The sequence below is a fragment of the Leisingera sp. McT4-56 genome (assembly GCF_020514995.1).
GTDB lineage: Bacteria > Pseudomonadota > Alphaproteobacteria > Rhodobacterales > Rhodobacteraceae > Leisingera > Leisingera aquaemixtae_A.
In genome coordinates, this window is record NZ_JAJALF010000004.1 from 1 (window position 1) to 16,515 (window position 16,515).

General features: G+C 64.9%; 13 protein-coding genes. 7 read left to right on the forward strand and 6 right to left on the reverse strand.

Annotation, left to right across the window (positions count from 1 at the left end):
* The first annotated feature begins 294 nt into the window (after window positions 1-294).
* Window positions 295-1,056 (forward strand): NAD kinase, encoded by a 762-nt coding sequence (locus LHL23_RS07015; protein WP_226429308.1) that lies wholly within the window; start codon window positions 295-297, stop codon window positions 1,054-1,056.
* Between the two features lie 451 nt (window positions 1,057-1,507).
* Here LHL23_RS07015 and LHL23_RS07020 read toward each other — a convergent pair whose 3' ends face one another.
* The 4 genes from LHL23_RS07020 to LHL23_RS07035 form a co-directional block, all read right to left on the reverse strand.
* The gene (locus tag LHL23_RS07020) at window positions 1,508-2,953 is read right to left on the reverse strand and encodes an amidase family protein (protein ID WP_226429309.1); all 1,446 of its coding nucleotides are present in this window, start codon (window positions 2,951-2,953) and stop codon (window positions 1,508-1,510) included.
* A 190-nt stretch (window positions 2,954-3,143) separates the two neighbouring features.
* Window positions 3,144-5,033 carry a propionate-CoA ligase PrpE gene (prpE, locus tag LHL23_RS07025; protein ID WP_226429310.1) on the reverse strand — a complete coding sequence of 630 codons (1,890 nt, stop codon included), beginning with the start codon at window positions 5,031-5,033 and terminating at the stop codon, window positions 3,144-3,146.
* 263 nt (window positions 5,034-5,296) lie between these two features.
* A complete protein-coding gene (locus LHL23_RS07030; protein ID WP_226429311.1) occupies window positions 5,297-5,689 on the reverse strand; it encodes a GFA family protein in 393 nt (130 codons plus the stop codon).
* A gap of 44 nt (window positions 5,690-5,733) precedes the next feature.
* On the reverse strand, window positions 5,734-8,007 hold the full coding sequence (locus tag LHL23_RS07035) for an NADP-dependent malic enzyme (protein WP_226429312.1): 2,274 nt from the start codon (window positions 8,005-8,007) through the stop codon (window positions 5,734-5,736).
* A 163-nt stretch (window positions 8,008-8,170) separates the two neighbouring features.
* On the opposite strand from LHL23_RS07035, the gene LHL23_RS07040 reads away from it, so the two are divergent.
* From LHL23_RS07040 to LHL23_RS07065, 6 genes are all read left to right on the forward strand, one after another.
* Window positions 8,171-9,256, forward strand: a complete 1,086-nt coding sequence (locus tag LHL23_RS07040) for a cupin domain-containing protein (protein WP_226429313.1) — start codon at window positions 8,171-8,173, stop codon at window positions 9,254-9,256.
* Window positions 9,257-9,276: 20 nt separating this feature from the next.
* Window positions 9,277-9,753, forward strand: coding sequence for a cytidine deaminase (locus tag LHL23_RS07045; protein ID WP_226429466.1), 477 nt, complete (start codon window positions 9,277-9,279; stop codon window positions 9,751-9,753).
* On the forward strand, window positions 9,753-11,057 hold the full coding sequence (locus LHL23_RS07050; protein WP_226429314.1) for a thymidine phosphorylase: 1,305 nt from the start codon (window positions 9,753-9,755) through the stop codon (window positions 11,055-11,057). The genes LHL23_RS07045 and LHL23_RS07050 overlap by 1 nt, the downstream gene beginning before the upstream one ends.
* Complete coding sequence (locus LHL23_RS07055) at window positions 11,057-12,268, forward strand: phosphopentomutase (RefSeq protein WP_226429315.1); 1,212 nt, start codon at window positions 11,057-11,059, stop codon at window positions 12,266-12,268. Before LHL23_RS07050 ends, LHL23_RS07055 begins: the two co-directional genes overlap by 1 nt.
* A gap of 76 nt (window positions 12,269-12,344) precedes the next feature.
* Window positions 12,345-12,977 (forward strand): uracil phosphoribosyltransferase, encoded by a 633-nt coding sequence (upp, locus tag LHL23_RS07060; RefSeq protein WP_222476238.1) that lies wholly within the window; start codon window positions 12,345-12,347, stop codon window positions 12,975-12,977.
* Window positions 12,978-13,152: 175 nt separating this feature from the next.
* The gene (locus LHL23_RS07065; RefSeq protein WP_226429316.1) at window positions 13,153-14,481 is read left to right on the forward strand and encodes an SPOR domain-containing protein; all 1,329 of its coding nucleotides are present in this window, start codon (window positions 13,153-13,155) and stop codon (window positions 14,479-14,481) included.
* A 93-nt stretch (window positions 14,482-14,574) separates the two neighbouring features.
* Here the strand turns inward: LHL23_RS07065 and LHL23_RS07070 are convergent, their stop codons facing one another.
* Both LHL23_RS07070 and LHL23_RS07075 read right to left on the reverse strand, forming a co-directional pair.
* Entirely contained in the window at window positions 14,575-15,387 is an 813-nt protein-coding gene (locus LHL23_RS07070; RefSeq protein ID WP_226429317.1) for a class I SAM-dependent methyltransferase, read from the reverse strand.
* 100 nt (window positions 15,388-15,487) lie between these two features.
* The gene (locus tag LHL23_RS07075) at window positions 15,488-16,498 is read right to left on the reverse strand and encodes a hypothetical protein (protein WP_222476235.1); all 1,011 of its coding nucleotides are present in this window, start codon (window positions 16,496-16,498) and stop codon (window positions 15,488-15,490) included.
* Window positions 16,499-16,515 lie beyond the last annotated feature (17 nt).

Consider the following 16,515-nt stretch of genomic DNA (forward strand, 5'->3'; position numbering starts at 1 on the left):
GAGGCGATCAGCTCGATCTCGTCGCGCTGGCGGCCCAGTTCCGCGGTGATCGAGGCATAAAGCTCAGGATCGCGCTCGGCGAGGGTTTGGGTGAAAAAGCCGGGGTCGCGGGTGGCTTCAGTCATGGCGGCTCCATTGGAGTAGGGGTCAGAATTGAGGGATTTCCTATAGGAAACATCCTTGCGCAGGAAGCCTGTAAAGCGACATTTCCCTGCGACAGAACGGCAACTATGGCCTTCGGCGGAAAGCTGTGATTGTTTCGGAACCAGATGCCTAATACCGGAAACAGATTTCATGAGTTTGAGAATCGCCTTTCTGGCCAGCGAGGCCGGCGTCGCTCAGGATGCGCTGAATGAATTGAGCGGCCGCTACGGCCATGTTCCGCCCGAACAGGCCGATGTGATCGTGGCGCTTGGCGGCGACGGTTTCATGCTGCGCACGCTGCACACGATGGTGGATCATCCGGCACCGGTTTATGGCATGAACCGCGGCACGGTCGGCTTCTTGATGAACGAATACCGTGCGGAGGGGCTGATCGAGCGGCTTGAAGAAGCGGTGCAGGAGATCATCAATCCGCTGTCGATGACAGCGATGGACCGCCGCGGCGAGGTGCACAAGGCGCTGGCCATCAACGAGGTCTCGCTGCTGCGGGCAGGCCCGCAGGCGGCGCGGCTCCGGATTTCGGTGGACGGGCGCATACGGATGGAGGAACTGGTCTGCGACGGCGCGCTGGTTTCCACCCCGGCAGGCTCCACCGCCTACAATTATTCCGCCCATGGCCCGATCCTGCCGATCGGGGCCGATGTTCTGGCGCTGACCGCCATTGCCGCTTTCCGCCCGCGGCGCTGGCGCGGCGCGCTTCTGCCCAGCAATGCGATGGTGCGGTTTGACGTGCTGGAGGCGGACAAACGCCCGGTGATGGCGGATGCGGATTCGATTTCTGTTGCCGACATTGATTGGGTCGAGATCCGCACCGATACGCAAATACGCCACAAAATCCTGTTCGACCCCGGCCATGGGCTGGAGGAAAGGCTTATTTCCGAGCAGTTTACCTGAGTGTTTAACGTTGTGTTCACGGCTTTGTGAACTTCGCGGTAACAATTTAGTGCAAAGATTTACCCACAGGCAGATGTGATCGGCATTTGCCCGCGGGCTGTTAGGCCCGTGTGCCGTACCGGCGGTTTTTGTGCGTTCCAGTTTTGTTGTTCCCGCCGGAAGTGCCCGGTTCCCCTGCGCCTGTGCGCCGGGAATGTCCGGGTGCGGCCAGGCAAGCGCCGGAGGTAGTGAGTGGCTTGGGTACTATAGTTCCCCGGGGGCGGTCCAACCCGTTCCCGGGGCGCCTGGCTGGACGGCAATGCCCACCGGCGGAGGACTGGCGGCCCGGACCCTCTGGCTGCAGTGCCGCCAGTTGAACGCCTGCAACAGCTTTCCACGCAACCACCTTTCCTCGTAACCACCGGCGGGCGCCGGAAGCCGCATTTGCAGAGGGCTTCCCCGCGCGGCTGTGTTATCGGGCGCCGCTTGCGGCCATCTTCTGCCACAGCGGCACGCACATTCGCCCGGCGCGAGCCTCAATTGCGACGCAGGCATCCACCGCCAGATCCTCGCGCCAGCGGCGGGCAGCGATCTGTACATTGATGGGTTGCGCTCCCTTGGGCAGCGCGGCCAGCCGGGCAGGTACCGAGGCCGCGGGCAGGCCCAGGAAATTCATCGCATAGGAATAAACCGCACAGCCCAGCACCTCATGCACGCCTGCCGCACCCTCGGTGTCGCGGTCCGGCTTGAAAAAGGGCTGCGGAAGGAAGGGCGACAGCACCAGCGGGTAATCCTCCATGAACAGCGACCAGGCCCGCGCGTAATGGGTGCGCTTGGCCATCATCTGCATAAGCTCTTCGCCGGCAAAGGGCGGGAACTCCTGGAAGTAGACGGCGAAGATGTCGCGCACGGTCTGCGAGCCAGCCGCGTCCACGTCGTTTTTCATCAGCGCATAGATCTCGCCCATCAGGGCGCGGTAGCCGGTGCGCCCGGCGTCGAACACATCGGGAGGCTCCGCCTCCTCGACCAGATAGCCTGCATCGCGCAGCGCGTCGCGTGCGAAATCCAGCGCTGCCTCCACCTCGGGGTGCAGATCGTAACCGTGGGTGTTCTTGGTGAAGGCGACCTTGACAGGGCCGGCCAGCGCCGCGCCGCGCCAGGCCATGGGAACATGGAACGGGTCGCGCGGATCCGGGGCAATCAGCGATGGCATCGACAGATGCAGGTCTTCCGCACTGCGGGCGATCAGCCCCTGCACCGACATCAGCTGCGCCAGCAGCCCGCGTTCCGCCGTCTGGCTGGGGTTCCAGGCGGGCACCCGGCCGAGGCCTGGCTTCACCGTGACCGCGCCGTTGGCGGCGGCGGGAAAGCGCAGGGAGCCGCCGATGTCATTGCCATGGGCCAGCGCGCCGATCCCGGCCATCACTGCCGCCCCCGCGCCGCCGGACGAACCGCCCGGAGAGATGTGCTGCCCCCAGGGGTTGTGGGTGCGGCCGTGCAGCGGGTTGTCGGTATCTGCCCGGAAAGAAAACTCCGGCGTGTTGGTGCGCCCGATCACCACCGCGCCGGCTTTGTGCAGGTTTTCCACCACTGGCGCGTCTGCCGGGGCAATCAGGTCCTTCAGCGCAGTGACGCCGTTGGAGGTGGCGTGGCCCGCCTGATCCACATTGATCTTGATGGTGACCGGCACGCCGTGCAGCGGGCCGGGTTTGGCGCCATCCGCGCGCGCCTTGTCCAGCGCGCGAGCGCGTTCCAGCGCCTCGGCGCTCAGGTCCTCGACCACTGCATTCAGAGCCGGGTTGACTGCGTTCATCCGGTCAATGGAGGCCTGGACTGCGGTTTCCGCGCTCAGCCCTCCGGTGCGGGTCAGCGACGTGAGCTCTGCGGCGCTCAGCTGCCAGATGTCCGGTTGTGTCATGCGCAAGCCTCCCTGGCTGCAGCCTAGGCAGGCAGGGCGGAGTTGCAAGCAAAACCGGACGGCAGGCAGCCGGAATCCCGCGGGGCGTCCGGCCCGCTTTCCGGGGTGGCAAAAAGGCTCCGCCTGATGGCGGAGCCTTGAAAGATGCTCGCAGGATTTTGGCCGTTTCCGGTGCAGGGAACCGCGTGTGTTACTTGGCGTAGCCGATGGTCTGCAGCGCCGCGGTGATCTCGTCCAGGATTGCCGGATCGTCGATGGTGGCGGGCATCTTCCACGGCGTGCCGTCGGCAATGTTCACCATGGTGCCGCGCAGGATCTTGCCGGAGCGGGTCTTGGGCAGCCGGTCGACGACAACCGCCAGCTTGAAGGCCGCGACCGGGCCGATCTTCTCGCGCACCAGTTTGACGACCTCGGCCACCACCTCGCCATGGTCGCGGTCGGCGCCTGAATTGAGGCAGAGGAAGCCCACCGGCATCTGGCCCTTGAGGCTGTCCGCCACCCCGATCACCGCGCATTCGGCGACATCCGAGTGGCCTGCCAGCACTTCTTCCATGCCGCCGGTCGACAGCCGGTGGCCTGCCACGTTGATCACGTCATCGGTGCGCGCCATGATGTAGAGATAGCCGTCCTCGTCCTTCATGCCGGCGTCGCCGGTTTCATAGTAGCCGGGGAAGGTGTTGAGATAGCTCTTCTTGAAGCGGTCCTCGGCATTCCACAGCGTCGGCAGGGTGCCCGGCGGCAGCGGCAGTTTCACCGCAATCGCGCCCAGTTCGCCGGCCGCAACCGGGTTGCCGCCTTCGTCCAGGATGTCCACGTCATACCCAGGCATCGGCACGGCAGGGGAGCCCAGTTTCGTCGGCAGCTCCTCGATCCCCAGCGGGTTCGCCGCAATCGACCAGCCGGTCTCTGTCTGCCACCAGTGATCGACCACCGGCACCTTCAGCTGCTCCTGCGCCCAAGTGATGGTGTCCGGGTCCGCGCGTTCGCCCGCCAGGTAGACCTGCTGCAGGCAGCTAAGGTCGTACTTCTTGACGAACTCGCCCTTGGGGTCTTCCCGCTTTACCGCGCGGAAGGCGGTGGGGGCGGTGAAGAAGCTCTTGACCTTATGTTCGGAGATCACCCGCCAGAAGGTGCCCGCATCCGGGGTGCCGACCGGCTTGCCCTCGAACACGATGGTGGTGTTGCCGTGAATGAGCGGCCCGTAACAGATATAGCTGTGGCCCACGACCCAGCCCACATCGGACGCGGCCCAGAACACGTCGCCCGGCTCCACGTTGTAGATGTTCTTCATGGTCCAGTTCAGCGCCACCAGCTGGCCTGCGGTGTGGCGGATCACCCCCTTGGGCTGGCCGGTGGTGCCGGAGGTGTAGAGGATGTAGGAGGGGTGGTTGCCCTCGACCGGCACACATTCGGCAGGCTCCACGCCGTACTGGAAACCGTGCCAGTTGACGTCGCGGCCCGGGACCAGATCCGCCACTTCCTGCTCGCGCTGGAAGATCACGCAGAAGTCGGGCTTGTGCGCGGCCAGGTCGATGGCTCCGTCCAGGAGCGGTTTGTAGTGCACGATCCGGCCCGGCTCAATGCCGCAGGAGGCGGCGATGATCGCCTTGGGCTTGGCATCGTCGATCCGCACCGCCAGCTCGTTGGAGGCAAAGCCGCCGAACACCACCGAATGCACTGCGCCGATGCGGGCGCAGGCCAGCATCGCCTCCAACGCCTCGGGGATCATCGGCATATAGATGATGACGCGGTCGCCTTTTTCCACACCCTTGGCGCGCAGCGCTCCGGCCAGGGTGGCGACCCGGTTGCGCAATTCGACATAGGAGATTTCGCGTTTGGTATGGGTGACCGGGCTGTCATAGATGATCGCGGTCTGCTCGCCGCGGCCCTGTTCGACATGGCGGTCAACGGCGTTGTAGCAGGTGTTCACCTTGGCATCGGCAAACCATTCATAAAGGCCCTCGCCCTTGTCGGACAGGGCCTGTTTCGGCGCCTCGTCCCAGCTGATCGCGCCGGCAGCCTCCATCCAGAAGCCTTCCGGATCCTGTTTCCAGGCAGCGTAAATATCCTGATATCCCATGGTGTTCATCTCCTCCTGCCAATTGCGTAGGCGAGAAGCCGGCGGCCGGGCAAGTTTTGCGGCATCCGCACGCAAGGTTCGTCAATGAATTTACAGCATCCGGCTGGATTTCTGCCAACTGTTTACAGGATTTACAAGCTGCCGTGGCTTTGCAGCCCGCATGCTTTGCAAACCGGTCTTTGCTGCAGAATAATCCTGAAAAGCGCCAAAAGATTGCAAACTTGCAAATTTAGGCGCTGCCCGCCGAAATCCGCGGCCGGGAATCACCCGCTTGAGGATTTGGCATAGCGGGGCAGGCTGTCTTTCAGCTCCAGCCAGCTCACATGGTCGGAATGGAACACATGGAACTTGGGCGGCATCTGGCTGGGGCTCTCCAGCGTGGCGGTGTAAAGGTGGATGTTCACCGTATCGCGGGCCGTGCGATAGGCCATCTGCGTGCCGCAGGCGCCGCAGAACAGCCGCTCCACCCCTTCCGATGAATTGTAGACCTTCGGTGAGGCGCCGGACCATTCCACCGCCTCATGCGGCAGCCCGAAAAATGCGGTGACAGGTGCTGCGCAGTTGCGGCGGCAGTCGGCGCAGTGGCAGTAGCAACTCCAGGCCGCCTCGGCCCGGCTCTCCCAATGCACTGCGCCGCAGTGGCAATGCCCTCTCATGTCCGGCCTCCCTGGTTGGGCGGCCGGCAAATGGGGCCGCGCAGTTAACCGTAGTGCGCGACCGGGGTGCCGGCAATGGCGGCCATGTTGAGCAGGCCGCGCGCGGTGATCGACGGTGACACGATATGGGCGCGGTTGCCCATGCCCATCAGGATCGGCCCCACTTCCAGCCCGCCGGCCCGCATCTTGAGGATGTTGCGCACGCCGGAGGCTGCATCGGCATGGGCAAAGATCAGCACATTGGCCGATCCGTCCAGCCGCGAATTGGGAAAGATGCGCTCGCGCAGCTCCGGGTCCAAGGCGGTGTCGATGTTCATCTCGCCCTCATAGACGAAGTCGCGGCGCTTATCGTCAAGAATTTCGATGGCGGCGCGCAGCCGGCTGCCGGTGTCGCAGGAGATATTGCCGAACTGCGACTGCGAGCACATGGCGATCTTCGGCGCGAGGCCGAAGCGGCGCACGTGGCGGGCGGCGCCCATCACGGTTTCGGCGATCTGCTCCGGTGTCGGCTCCACATGCACATGGGTGTCGGCAATGAACAGCGGCCCGTCTTCCAGGATCATCATCGACAGCGCGCCGTGCGGAGAGTAGGTGCCGCCGCCCAGCACCTGCTGCACATAGTTCAGATGCCAGCGGTATTCGCCGAAGGTGCCGCAGATCAAACTGTCGGCCTCGCCGCGGTGCACCATGATGGCGCCGATCGCGGTGGTGTTGGTGCGCATGATCGCCTTGGCCAGGTCGGGTGTGACCCCGCGGCGCTGCATCAGCTTGTGATAGCTGTTCCAGTAGTCGTAGTAGCGCGGGTCGTTTTCCGGGTTCACCAGCTGGAAATCGCGGCCCGGGCGCACATCCAGACCCAGCCGCTCGCAGCGGCGTTCGATCACTTCCGGGCGGCCGATCAGGATCGGGGTCTCGGTGGTTTCTTCCAGGATGGCCTGGGCGGCGCGCAGCACCCGCTCATCCTCGCCTTCGCTGAACACGATGCGGCGGGCGGCGGCGCGGGCGGCCTCGAACACCGGGCGCATCAGCAGGGCGGACTTGAACACCGTCTGGTTCAGCTTCTGCTTATAGGCGGTGATGTCCTCGATCGGGCGGGTTGCCACGCCGCTTTCCATCGCCGCCTTGGCCACGGCGGAGGATACAACCGCCACCAACCGCGGATCAAACGGCTTCGGGATCAGGTAATCGGCGCCAAAGGTCAGCTGCTCGCCCTTGTAGGCCGCCGCCGCCTCAGCCGAGGTGGTGGCGCGGGCGAGTTCGGCAATGCCGTCGACGCAGGCAATCTGCATCTCGTCGTTGATCTCGGTCGCGCCCACGTCCAGCGCCCCGCGGAAGATGAAGGGGAAGCACAGCACGTTGTTGACCTGGTTGGGGAAATCGCTGCGCCCCGTGGCAATGATTGCATCCGGCGCCACCTTGCGCGCCTGGTCGGGCATGATCTCCGGCGTCGGGTTAGCCAGCGCAAAGATGATCGGCCGCTTGGTCATCTTTGCCACCATTTCCGGCTTCAGCACGTTGGGGCCGGAGAGGCCCAGGAACATGTCGGCGCCGTCCATCACCTCGTCCAACGTGCGCAGGTCCGAGGCTTGGGCGAATGCCGCCTTCTGCGGGTTCATGTCCTCTTCGCGGCCCTCGTAGACCAGCCCGTGAATGTCGCACAGCCAGATGTTTTCGCGCTTGACGCCCAGTTTCACTAGCATGTTCAGGCAGGCAATACCCGCCGCGCCGCCGCCGGTGGAGACGATCTTGATGTCCTCAAACGACTTGCCCGCCACATGCAGCGCGTTCTTGGCCGCGGCGCCCACCACAATCGCTGTGCCGTGCTGGTCGTCGTGGAACACCGGGATATTCATCCGCTCGCGGCACAGCTTCTCGACGACAAAGCAGTCCGGCGCCTTGATGTCTTCGAGGTTGATCGCGCCGAACGTCGGCTCCAGCGAGCAAACGATATCGGCCAGCTTCTCGGGATCGCTTTCGTTGATTTCCAGGTCGAAGCAGTCGATGCCCGCGAAATTCTTGAACAGGACCGCCTTGCCTTCCATCACCGGCTTGGAGGCCAGCGCGCCGATGTTGCCCAGCCCCAGAACCGCCGAGCCGTTTGACACAACCGCAACCAGATTCCCGCGCGAGGTATAGCGGGCGGCATTGGCCTCATCCGCCTTGATTTCCACGCAGGCCTCCGCCACGCCGGGCGAATAGGCCCGGGCCAGATCGCGCCCGTTGGCCATCGGCTTGGTCGCGCGGATCTCCAGCTTACCGGGACGGGGAAACTCGTGATAGTTGAGTGCGGCTTGGCGCAGGCTCTGTGAATCGGACATCTGGCGCTCCTCGGAAAGGGTATTGTTTAGCGTTAAACCATTTTTTCTGCCGGAAACATAGCGCAAACTGACGCAAACGGACGCGGCGGCAGCCAGGGCGGCGGGTTCTTGCATAAACACTGCCGCAGGGTCACTGTCCTGCCAACAGATCAGGGAGTGAAAAATGAGCGAAACAATCGCCGAGATCCGCCTGCCGACGGATGAGCTGCGCAATGATATTCCGTTTTATACCAAGGTGTTGGGTATGAAGATGGATATGATCTATCCGGCGGATGATCCGCGCGTCGCGGTGTTCTCCGGCCACAGCCTGCGCCTCAGGATCGAAAAAGGCGCCGAGGAAAGCCCCGGCACAATCCGCATTTTGACTGAAGATCCTGATGGATTTGCCGAAGGCCGGCGCCGTCTGACCGCACCCAATGGCACAAAGATCGAGATCGAAGAGCGCCACCCGCCGATGGTGATGCCGGAGACCGTGCACAGTTTCGTGGTCCGCCGCCTCAAGGACCAGGCGCCCTGGATCATCGGCCGCGCAGGCATGCACTACCGCGACCTGGTGCCGGACCGGCTGGGCGGCTCGATCATCGCCAGTCACATACGCATTCCCGACGGCGGTCCGGTGCCGGACATGGTGCATTTCCACCGGGTTGGCTTCCAGCTGATCTTCTGCATCCACGGCTGGGTCGATGTGGTTTATGAGGATCAGGGCGAGAAGATGCGCCTGACGGCAGGTGATTGCTTCATCCAGCCGCCGGAAATCCGCCACCGGGTGCTGGAAGCCAGCGACAACGTGCAGGTGATCGAAATCGGCGTTCCGGCTGAGCATGTGACGGAGATCGACCACGAGATGACACTGCCGACGCCGCACTACCGTCCCGAACGCGAATGGCAGGGCCAGCGGTTTGTGTACAACAGGGCGGAAGGCGCCGAGTGGGTGCCGTTCCGCCTGCCGGGCTATATCTGCCGCGACACCACCATTGCCGAAAACACCAAGGGCGTCGCTGGCGTGCAGGTGGTGCGCCGGGGCGAGGGCGATCCGCAATGGGCCGCGCATGACACCGACATCCACTTTACCTTTGTGATGAACGGCGAGGTGATGCTGGAGGGCGAGGGCCGCGAGCCTTACCGCTTGGAGCAGGGCGACGCCTTTGTCATTCCGCCGGGCATGAAGACTCGCCTCAGTGCGCCGTCTGACAATGTTGAATTGCTGGAGGTGACCTTGCCCGGGGTGTTCAAGACCACGCTGGCCTGAACCCGGAGCGGCGCAAAGAACTGCATCCGGGGGCTTCCGCTTCGCGGAGTAATTCAGCTATCCTGCGGCATCTTGACCAAATGATCAAAAACCGGGGAATCGCCATGAGCCTCAAAGCCGCCGCCGCCGCCGTCCGCGAAAACGCCCACGCGCCGTATTCCAACTTTAAGGTCGGCGCCGCTGTCCGCTCCGCCTCCGGCCAGATCTATGTGGGCTGCAATGTCGAAAACGTCGCCTATCCTGAGGGCACCTGCGCCGAGGCCGGCGCCATCGCCTCGATGGTGGCTGCAGGGGAGAAAAACCTGGCGGAGGTCTATGTGATCGCCGACTGCCCGACCCCGATCACGCCCTGCGGCGGCTGCCGCCAGAAGATCAAGGAATTCGCCAGCGGAGACGTCAAGGTCATCATGGCCACCACCGACGGCGAGGAGCAGGAAACCACCATCGGCGCGCTGCTGCCTGGCGCCTTTGACGCGGATCATATGGAGCGCAGCTGATGGACGCCCGCGCCATCAACGCAACGCTTCGGCGCGGTGAAACGCCCGGCGAGGAAGCGCTGCGCTGGTTTGCCGACGGCCTGGCCAGCGGCGCAGTCTCGGACGCGCAGGCCGGGGCCTTTGCCATGGCGGTCTGCCTGCAAGGCCTCAGCGTCGAAGGACGCCGCGCCCTGACACTGGCGATGCGCGACACCGGCGATGTGCTGACGTGGGACCTGGACGGCCCGGTGCTGGACAAGCATTCCACCGGCGGTGTGGGCGATTGCGTCTCGCTGCTGCTGGCGCCTGCGCTGGCGGCCTGCGGGGCTTATGTGCCGATGATCTCCGGCCGCGGGCTCGGCCACACCGGCGGCACGCTGGACAAGCTGGAGGCGATCCCCGGAGTCTCCACCAGCGTCAGCGAAGACCACCTGCGCCGCATGATGCAGGATATGGGCTGCGCCATTGTCGGCGCCACCGCGCAGATCGCCCCCGCAGATAAACGCCTTTACGCAATCCGCGATGTGACCGCGACGGTGGAAAGCCTCGACCTGATCACCGCCTCGATCCTCTCCAAGAAACTCGCGGCCTCGCCGGATGCGCTGGTGCTGGACGTCAAGATCGGCTCCGGCGCTTTCATGAAGACCGCCGATGACGCCCGTGCGCTGGCGCAATCGCTTTGCGATACCGCCAATGCGGCGGGCTGCAAGACCTCCGCGCTGATCACCGACATGAACCAGCCGCTGGCACCGGCGCTTGGCAACGCGCTGGAGGTGGCGGAGGTGATGCGGGCGTTGTCCGCCGGCGCATCCGGGCCGCTGGCGGAGATCACCGCAATTCTCGGCGGCGAGTTGTTGGCCCATGCAGGCCTCGCAGCGGATACGGATGACGGCGCGGCCAGGATCGGCGCAACCCTTACCGATGGCCGCGCGGCAGAACGCTTTGCCAAGATGATTGCTGCCATGGGCGGCCCCGCGGACTTTGCCGCGAACTGGCAGGATGACCTTCCGGGCGCGGAAGTCGTGCGCGAAGTCAAAGCCCCCGCAGCTGGGCATGTCTCCGCCATGAATGGCGAGGCGCTTGGCCTGGCAGTGGTCGCCCTGGGCGGCGGCCGGATGGTGGAAAGCGACAAGATCCATCCGGGAGTTGGCATCTCGGACATTGCCCGCCTCGGCCGGAAGGTCGGGGCAGGGGAACCCCTTGCCCGCATCCACGCCGCCAGCGAAGATGCCGCAGACATGGCAGAGGCTGCGGTCCTGGCGGCCATCGCCATCGGCGATGCGCCGGACACCCTGCCGCCGCTGGTTCACGAAAGGATCTCCTGATGCCCCGTGCCTTCCTTGTGGTGATGGATTCCGTTGGCATCGGCGGCGCGCCGGATGCCGGCACTTTCTTCAACGGCGACCTGCCGGACTTGGGCGCCAACACGCTGGCCCATATTACCCAGGCCTGCACTGCCGGGCAGGCGGAGGAGGGCCGCAGCGGCCCGTTGCATGTTCCGAACATGGAACGCCTCGGCCTCGGTGCAGCGATGAGGCTGGCGTCGTCGGTGCCGTTTCCCGGCCTCGACGCAGCGCCGCAAGGCCGCTGGGGCTGCGCCCGCGAGCTCAGCCGCGGGAAGGACACGCCGTCGGGCCATTGGGAGCTAGCAGGCCTGCCGGTGCCCTGGGACTGGCACTATTTCCCCGATCAGGCGCCGTCCTTTCCCAATGATCTGACCACCTTTGTGGCGGAGCAGGCGGGCACCGATGGCATCCTTGGCAACTGCCACGCCTCCGGCACGGTGATCCTTGATGATCTGGGTGCCGAACATATGCGCACCGGCCAACCAATTTGCTATACCTCCGCCGACAGCGTCTTTCAGATCGCCGCGCATGAGGAGACCTTCGGCCTCGACCGCCTGCTGGCGCTTTGCGAGGCCATTGCCCCGCGGCTCCACGCCATGAAAGTGGGCCGGGTCATCGCGCGTCCCTTCTTGGGTTCGGCAGAAGAGGGCTTCACCCGCACCACCAACCGCCGTGATTACGCAATTACCCCGCCGGCACCAGTTCTTACCAACTGGGTGCAGGACGCTGGCCGCAAGGTCCACGCCATCGGCAAGATCGGCGACATCTTCTCCATGACCGGTATCGACACCCTGAAAAAAGGGTCGGATGCCAAGCTGATGGAGCATCTTTTTGAAGCGGTGGAGACGGCGGAGGACGGCAGCCTGACCTTTGCCAATTTCGTCGAGTTCGACACCCTGCACGGCCACACCCGCGACATCTCCGGCTATGCAAGGGCGCTGGAGTGGTTTGACGCCGAACTTGGCCGCCTGCTGCCCAGGCTGCGTAAGGGCGACATGCTGGTGCTGACCGCCGATCATGGCAATGACCCCAGCTGGCCCGGCTCCGACCACACCCGCGAACAGGTGCCGGTGCTGATCGCCGGGCTTGACGCGGGCACCATCGGGCAGATCAAATTCGCCGATGTGGCGGCCTCCATCGCTGCCCATCTGAACGTTCCGGCCCAAGGCCCCGGCAAGAGCTTTCTTTGACCTCATGGTCAAAACACGCTTGCCTGGCGCGGCCAAGCCCGTAAAAGCGCGCAAAACAAAACTTTAGGAGTGCCCCATGACCGACCACCTGACCGTTGTTGATCACCCGCTTGTGCAGCACAAGCTGACCCTGATGCGCGACAAGGGCACGTCCACTGCCGGTTTCCGCCGCCTGCTGCGCGAGATCACCCAGCTTTTGGCCTATGAGATCACCCGCGAAATGCCGCTGACCACAACGGCCATCGAAACCCCGATGGAGGAGATGGAAGCACCGATCCTGGCCGGCAAGAAGCTGGCGCTGGTGTCGATCCTGCGCGCGGGCAACGGCATGCTGGACGGTGTGCTGGAGTTGATCCCCTCCGCCCGCGTCGGCTTTGTCGGCCTTTACCGTGACGAGGAAACCCTGGAGCCTGTGCAGTATTACTTCAAGGCGCCCGAAGGGTTGAAGGACCGACTGGTGATTGCCGTGGATCCGATGCTGGCCACTGGCAACAGTTCCGCCGCTGCCATTGACCTGCTGAAAGATGCAGGCGCCAACAACATCCGCTTCCTTTGCCTGCTGGCCTCGCCCGAGGGTGTGGCGCGGATGAAGGACGCGCATCCGGATGTGCCGATTGTCACGGCTTCGCTGGACCGGGAGCTGAACAAGAAGGGCTACATCCTGCCTGGTCTCGGCGATGCGGGCGACCGGATGTTCGGCACCAAGTGATCTGCCCTGCGCCAAGGCGGGGCATACCCGCCTTGGCCATCCTTCTGGCGCGAGCAGCGTGCATTAGCTCCAATTCGCGCAAAATTTGCCGGACTGCGGTCTTATTGTTGCCGCAGAATCTTTACTCATCGGCCAGCTTCGGGCATCCTGCAGCCATATATTGTGGGGCTCAGGAATGAAAATAACTAGAATTATTGCACTGGCCATCATCGCGGGGGCGGCAGGCGCCGCAGGGATACAGGCACAAACCCTGCGTGATAGCAGCCCGCCCGCCGAATACCCGCCGCTCTCCTACAAAGGCAAACAGTATGTGGACAGCCGTGGCTGCATTTACATCCGCGCAGGCATTGACGGAAATGTCGCCTGGGTGCCGCGGGTCAACCGCTCGCGCAAGCAGCTCTGCGGCTACGCGCCGACCAGACTGGCAGGCACCACCAAGCAGCGGCCCGTTGCGGCGGCTCCGGAACTGATCACGCTCGAACCCAGCCAGCAGCCCGCGCAAACCGCGGCAGCCAAGCCTGCGGCCGCCGCGCCTGCACCGGAAACCGCAGCCAGCGCGCCGCCCAAGGTGGTGACAACCGCAAAGCCGGTTCGCGCGCCGCAGGCCGCCGCCGTTGCGGCGGTGTCCGCAGCCCCCAAGCCTGCGGCCAAGGAAGTGGTGCAGGTAACGCCGAAACCGGCCCCCGCCGCGGCCCCGGCCGCAGCTGCACAGAAGCCGGCAGGCAGCACTGCCTGCGCGGGTTTGTCGGATATCAGCCGCCAGTACACCAATTCCTCCGGCGTGCGCTGCGGCCCGCAGGAAGAGGCGCCTGTCAGCTATGACGGGCCGCAATCCTCTGTGAAACTCACACCGAACACCCGCGTGGTGCAGAAGCATATCTACCAGGACCGCCGTCTCGCCAACAGCTTCACCGTGCCCAAGGGATACCGCCCGGTCTGGACCGATGGGCGGCTGAACCCGCAGCGGGCGGTGCGGACGGTGCGGCCCGCAGTCGTGACTGGCTTTTCGCAGGCCCCTGCAGGATATGAGGTGGTGGAACGCGAAGACGGACGCATGAACCCGCTGCGCGGATCGCGCACTGCGGAAGGGGACGCGCAGATGGCGCGGATCTGGACCAATGGCGTGCCGCGCAGGCTGGTGCATCTGCCGCTGGACCGCCGGGTGGTGAAACTGCCGCGCGAGGCGCGCCGCAGCCCGGCCGAGACACAGCCCTCAGGCCTCCGGCTGTCCACCCGTTCGGCGGCGGGCGCCGCAGCGCCGCAGAAATCCGCGGCCGCGCAGCGCTATGTGCGGGCGGCCACCTATGCGGATGCAGGCCAGGCAAAGGCCGCAGCCCGCAGGCTGGCCTCCGCCGGCCTGACAGTGCGGCTTGGCACGGTCAGCCGCAAGGGCCAGCCCTTCAAGGTGGTTCTGGCAGGCCCCTACCGCGACAGCAGCCAGGCCGCTGCCGCGCTGGCCAAGGCGCAGGCTGCCGGGTTCAGCGGTGCCCGGCTCAGCAAGTAACTCTGCCGTCAGGGAAGGCGCGGAAAGGCCGGGGTGCAGCCCGGCCTTTTGCCTTTTGCGGACTGTGCAAGCCGGCTGCTCGCAGCCGGGCCGCTACTGCCGGCGGCAGGTGAATACAACGGCCTCAAGCGGCATCCGCAACGGCGGCGGCCCAAAGCGGCTGTGCAACGCATCCAGGATGGCGCTGGCGACCTCATCGGGATCCACGCCGCCCCGGGTGCGGATCTCGTCGATCATCGGGTTGCCGTAGACCAGCGCCTCTGCAAATTTTTCCGCATTGTGGATGGTCTTGTCCTGGGGGATGGTTTCATGGCTGATATCAGACCAGTCCGCACCGTTCAGATCTGCCTTCACCGCCTCGGGATCGCCGTAGTGGAACGGCACCTTGTAGAAGCCGGGCGGATCCTCCGGGAAAAACTCTGCCGCCGCGGAGTCGGCAATTTCCGCAAACGGGTTCCGGGCCATCGGCGCCCAGACGTTGAAAACATAGTGTCCGCCCGGTTTCAGAACCCGCGCGGCCTCCCGGAAGGCGGCTGCCTTATCTGGAAAGAACATCACCCCGAACTGGCAGGCAATCAGATCAAAGCTGTGGTCTGCAAAAGGCAGCTCCATCGCATCAGCAGCTTGAAATCGCGTATTGCCAGCGCCGGAGAGTTTTTTCTCAGCCAGTTTCAGCATCGGTTCGTTCAGGTCGGTGACTGTCAGATCGCATGCTTCAGGCAGTCTGTGGCGCAGACGCAGCGAGACAATCCCGGTACCTGCGGCCAGTTCAAGGACATGCTGCGGGTCAAGGCTTCGGCAGCGCCCGCTGAGGTCTTCCGCGTAATCATAAAAGATGACCGGCCCCAGACCCGTGTCATAGTGGCTGGGAATATCCCCCGTGAAGCTGGCTGCATTCTCCGGCATGGTTCATACCCCTCCTGAACGTGCGTATTGCGCAGATTTCACGATCCTACCAGATCGGGCGCCTTCAGGCGACTGGCGGGGCTGTTTGGGGGAGGTCGGCTCAGCCGCAGATGTTCTGCAGCTGCACCCAGTCGCGGTCGTTCAGCACCGGTTCCAGCTCGCGGCCGGCCATCGGGTCGGCTTCGATCAGCCCCAGAACCGTTTCACCGGTGATGTCCAGCGCATAGGCGTAAGGCGCAGAGGGCAGGGCGGCGCGGGCGAACTCTGCCAGCAGGGCCTCATCCGGCACGTCGGGCCGGGGCCGGGCCAATGTCGCCTCGGCATAGGCGTCCAGCGCGGCGCGGTCGAGCTCGCCCGTGGTCAGCAGATGGAAGGTCGCCAGAAACCCGCCGGCTTCCAGCAGCTCCAGCATCGGATCGCTGGCCCCGGCCCGGGCGCGTTCGGCCAGGATGGCACCCGCCGCCACCGCCGGATCCTCGTAATCCTCCACAAAGGCACGGTTCAGCAGCACGATGCCGCCGGGAAGATGGAGGCTGCCGGGGATGCCGGCCCGCAGAATTGCCAGCTGCCGGACCCCGGTGCGCTGCGCCAGGTCCTTCAGGATCGGTGCCGCCTCCGGCGTGGCGCAGGCGGGGCCAGAGACCCGCTCTATCCGCCCCACCAGCGCCTGGCCGATGGCCTTGCGCTTGATGTCCGGCACCACGCTGACCGCATGCCGGGTCACGGCGCCCGGCAGCCACAGAACCAGCAGCGCCAGGACCAGCGCCAGGGTGCCCAGAATGCTGACCGCGCGCAGCCGCCCGGGCCGCGCCCGCGACCGGCCGATAGCGTTCTGCACCCGGGCAATGGCTTCCAGCATCGCGGTCTCGTCCTCCCCCAGTTCCAGCGTTTCGCCGGGATCGCCATCGGGATGGAACAGGGCAGGGAACTCACCGGGGTTGGCGCGCTCCACCGCCGCCAGCGACCAATGCGCCAGCGGCCGGTCGTTCATGCTGGCAATGGTCAAAGTCGCATCGCCCAGCGACACGATCACGTCCCGCCGCTGCGCCTGCGGATCAGCGCGCCACAGCCCGGCGGCTTCCAGCCGCTCGAATTCCTTCAATGCCGTCATGCAGCCCGCCCGGCCCC

What these genes read in the sequence shown, in the direction of transcription:
- LHL23_RS07015 (WP_226429308.1), top strand. Translation starts at nt 295, where the DNA reads ATGAGTTTGAGAATCGCCTTTCTGGCCAGCGAGGCCGGCGTCGCTCAG.
- LHL23_RS07020 (WP_226429309.1), bottom strand. Translation starts at nt 2,953, where the DNA reads ATGACACAACCGGACATCTGGCAGCTGAGCGCCGCAGAGCTCACGTCG.
- prpE (WP_226429310.1), bottom strand. Translation starts at nt 5,033, where the DNA reads ATGGGATATCAGGATATTTACGCTGCCTGGAAACAGGATCCGGAAGGC.
- LHL23_RS07030 (WP_226429311.1), bottom strand. Translation starts at nt 5,689, where the DNA reads ATGAGAGGGCATTGCCACTGCGGCGCAGTGCATTGGGAGAGCCGGGCC.
- LHL23_RS07035 (WP_226429312.1), bottom strand. Translation starts at nt 8,007, where the DNA reads ATGTCCGATTCACAGAGCCTGCGCCAAGCCGCACTCAACTATCACGAG.
- LHL23_RS07040 (WP_226429313.1), top strand. Translation starts at nt 8,171, where the DNA reads ATGAGCGAAACAATCGCCGAGATCCGCCTGCCGACGGATGAGCTGCGC.
- LHL23_RS07050 (WP_226429314.1), top strand. Translation starts at nt 9,753, where the DNA reads ATGGACGCCCGCGCCATCAACGCAACGCTTCGGCGCGGTGAAACGCCC.
- LHL23_RS07055 (WP_226429315.1), top strand. Translation starts at nt 11,057, where the DNA reads ATGCCCCGTGCCTTCCTTGTGGTGATGGATTCCGTTGGCATCGGCGGC.
- upp (WP_222476238.1), top strand. Translation starts at nt 12,345, where the DNA reads ATGACCGACCACCTGACCGTTGTTGATCACCCGCTTGTGCAGCACAAG.
- LHL23_RS07065 (WP_226429316.1), top strand. Translation starts at nt 13,153, where the DNA reads ATGAAAATAACTAGAATTATTGCACTGGCCATCATCGCGGGGGCGGCA.
- LHL23_RS07070 (WP_226429317.1), bottom strand. Translation starts at nt 15,387, where the DNA reads ATGCCGGAGAATGCAGCCAGCTTCACGGGGGATATTCCCAGCCACTAT.
- LHL23_RS07075 (WP_222476235.1), bottom strand. Translation starts at nt 16,498, where the DNA reads ATGACGGCATTGAAGGAATTCGAGCGGCTGGAAGCCGCCGGGCTGTGG.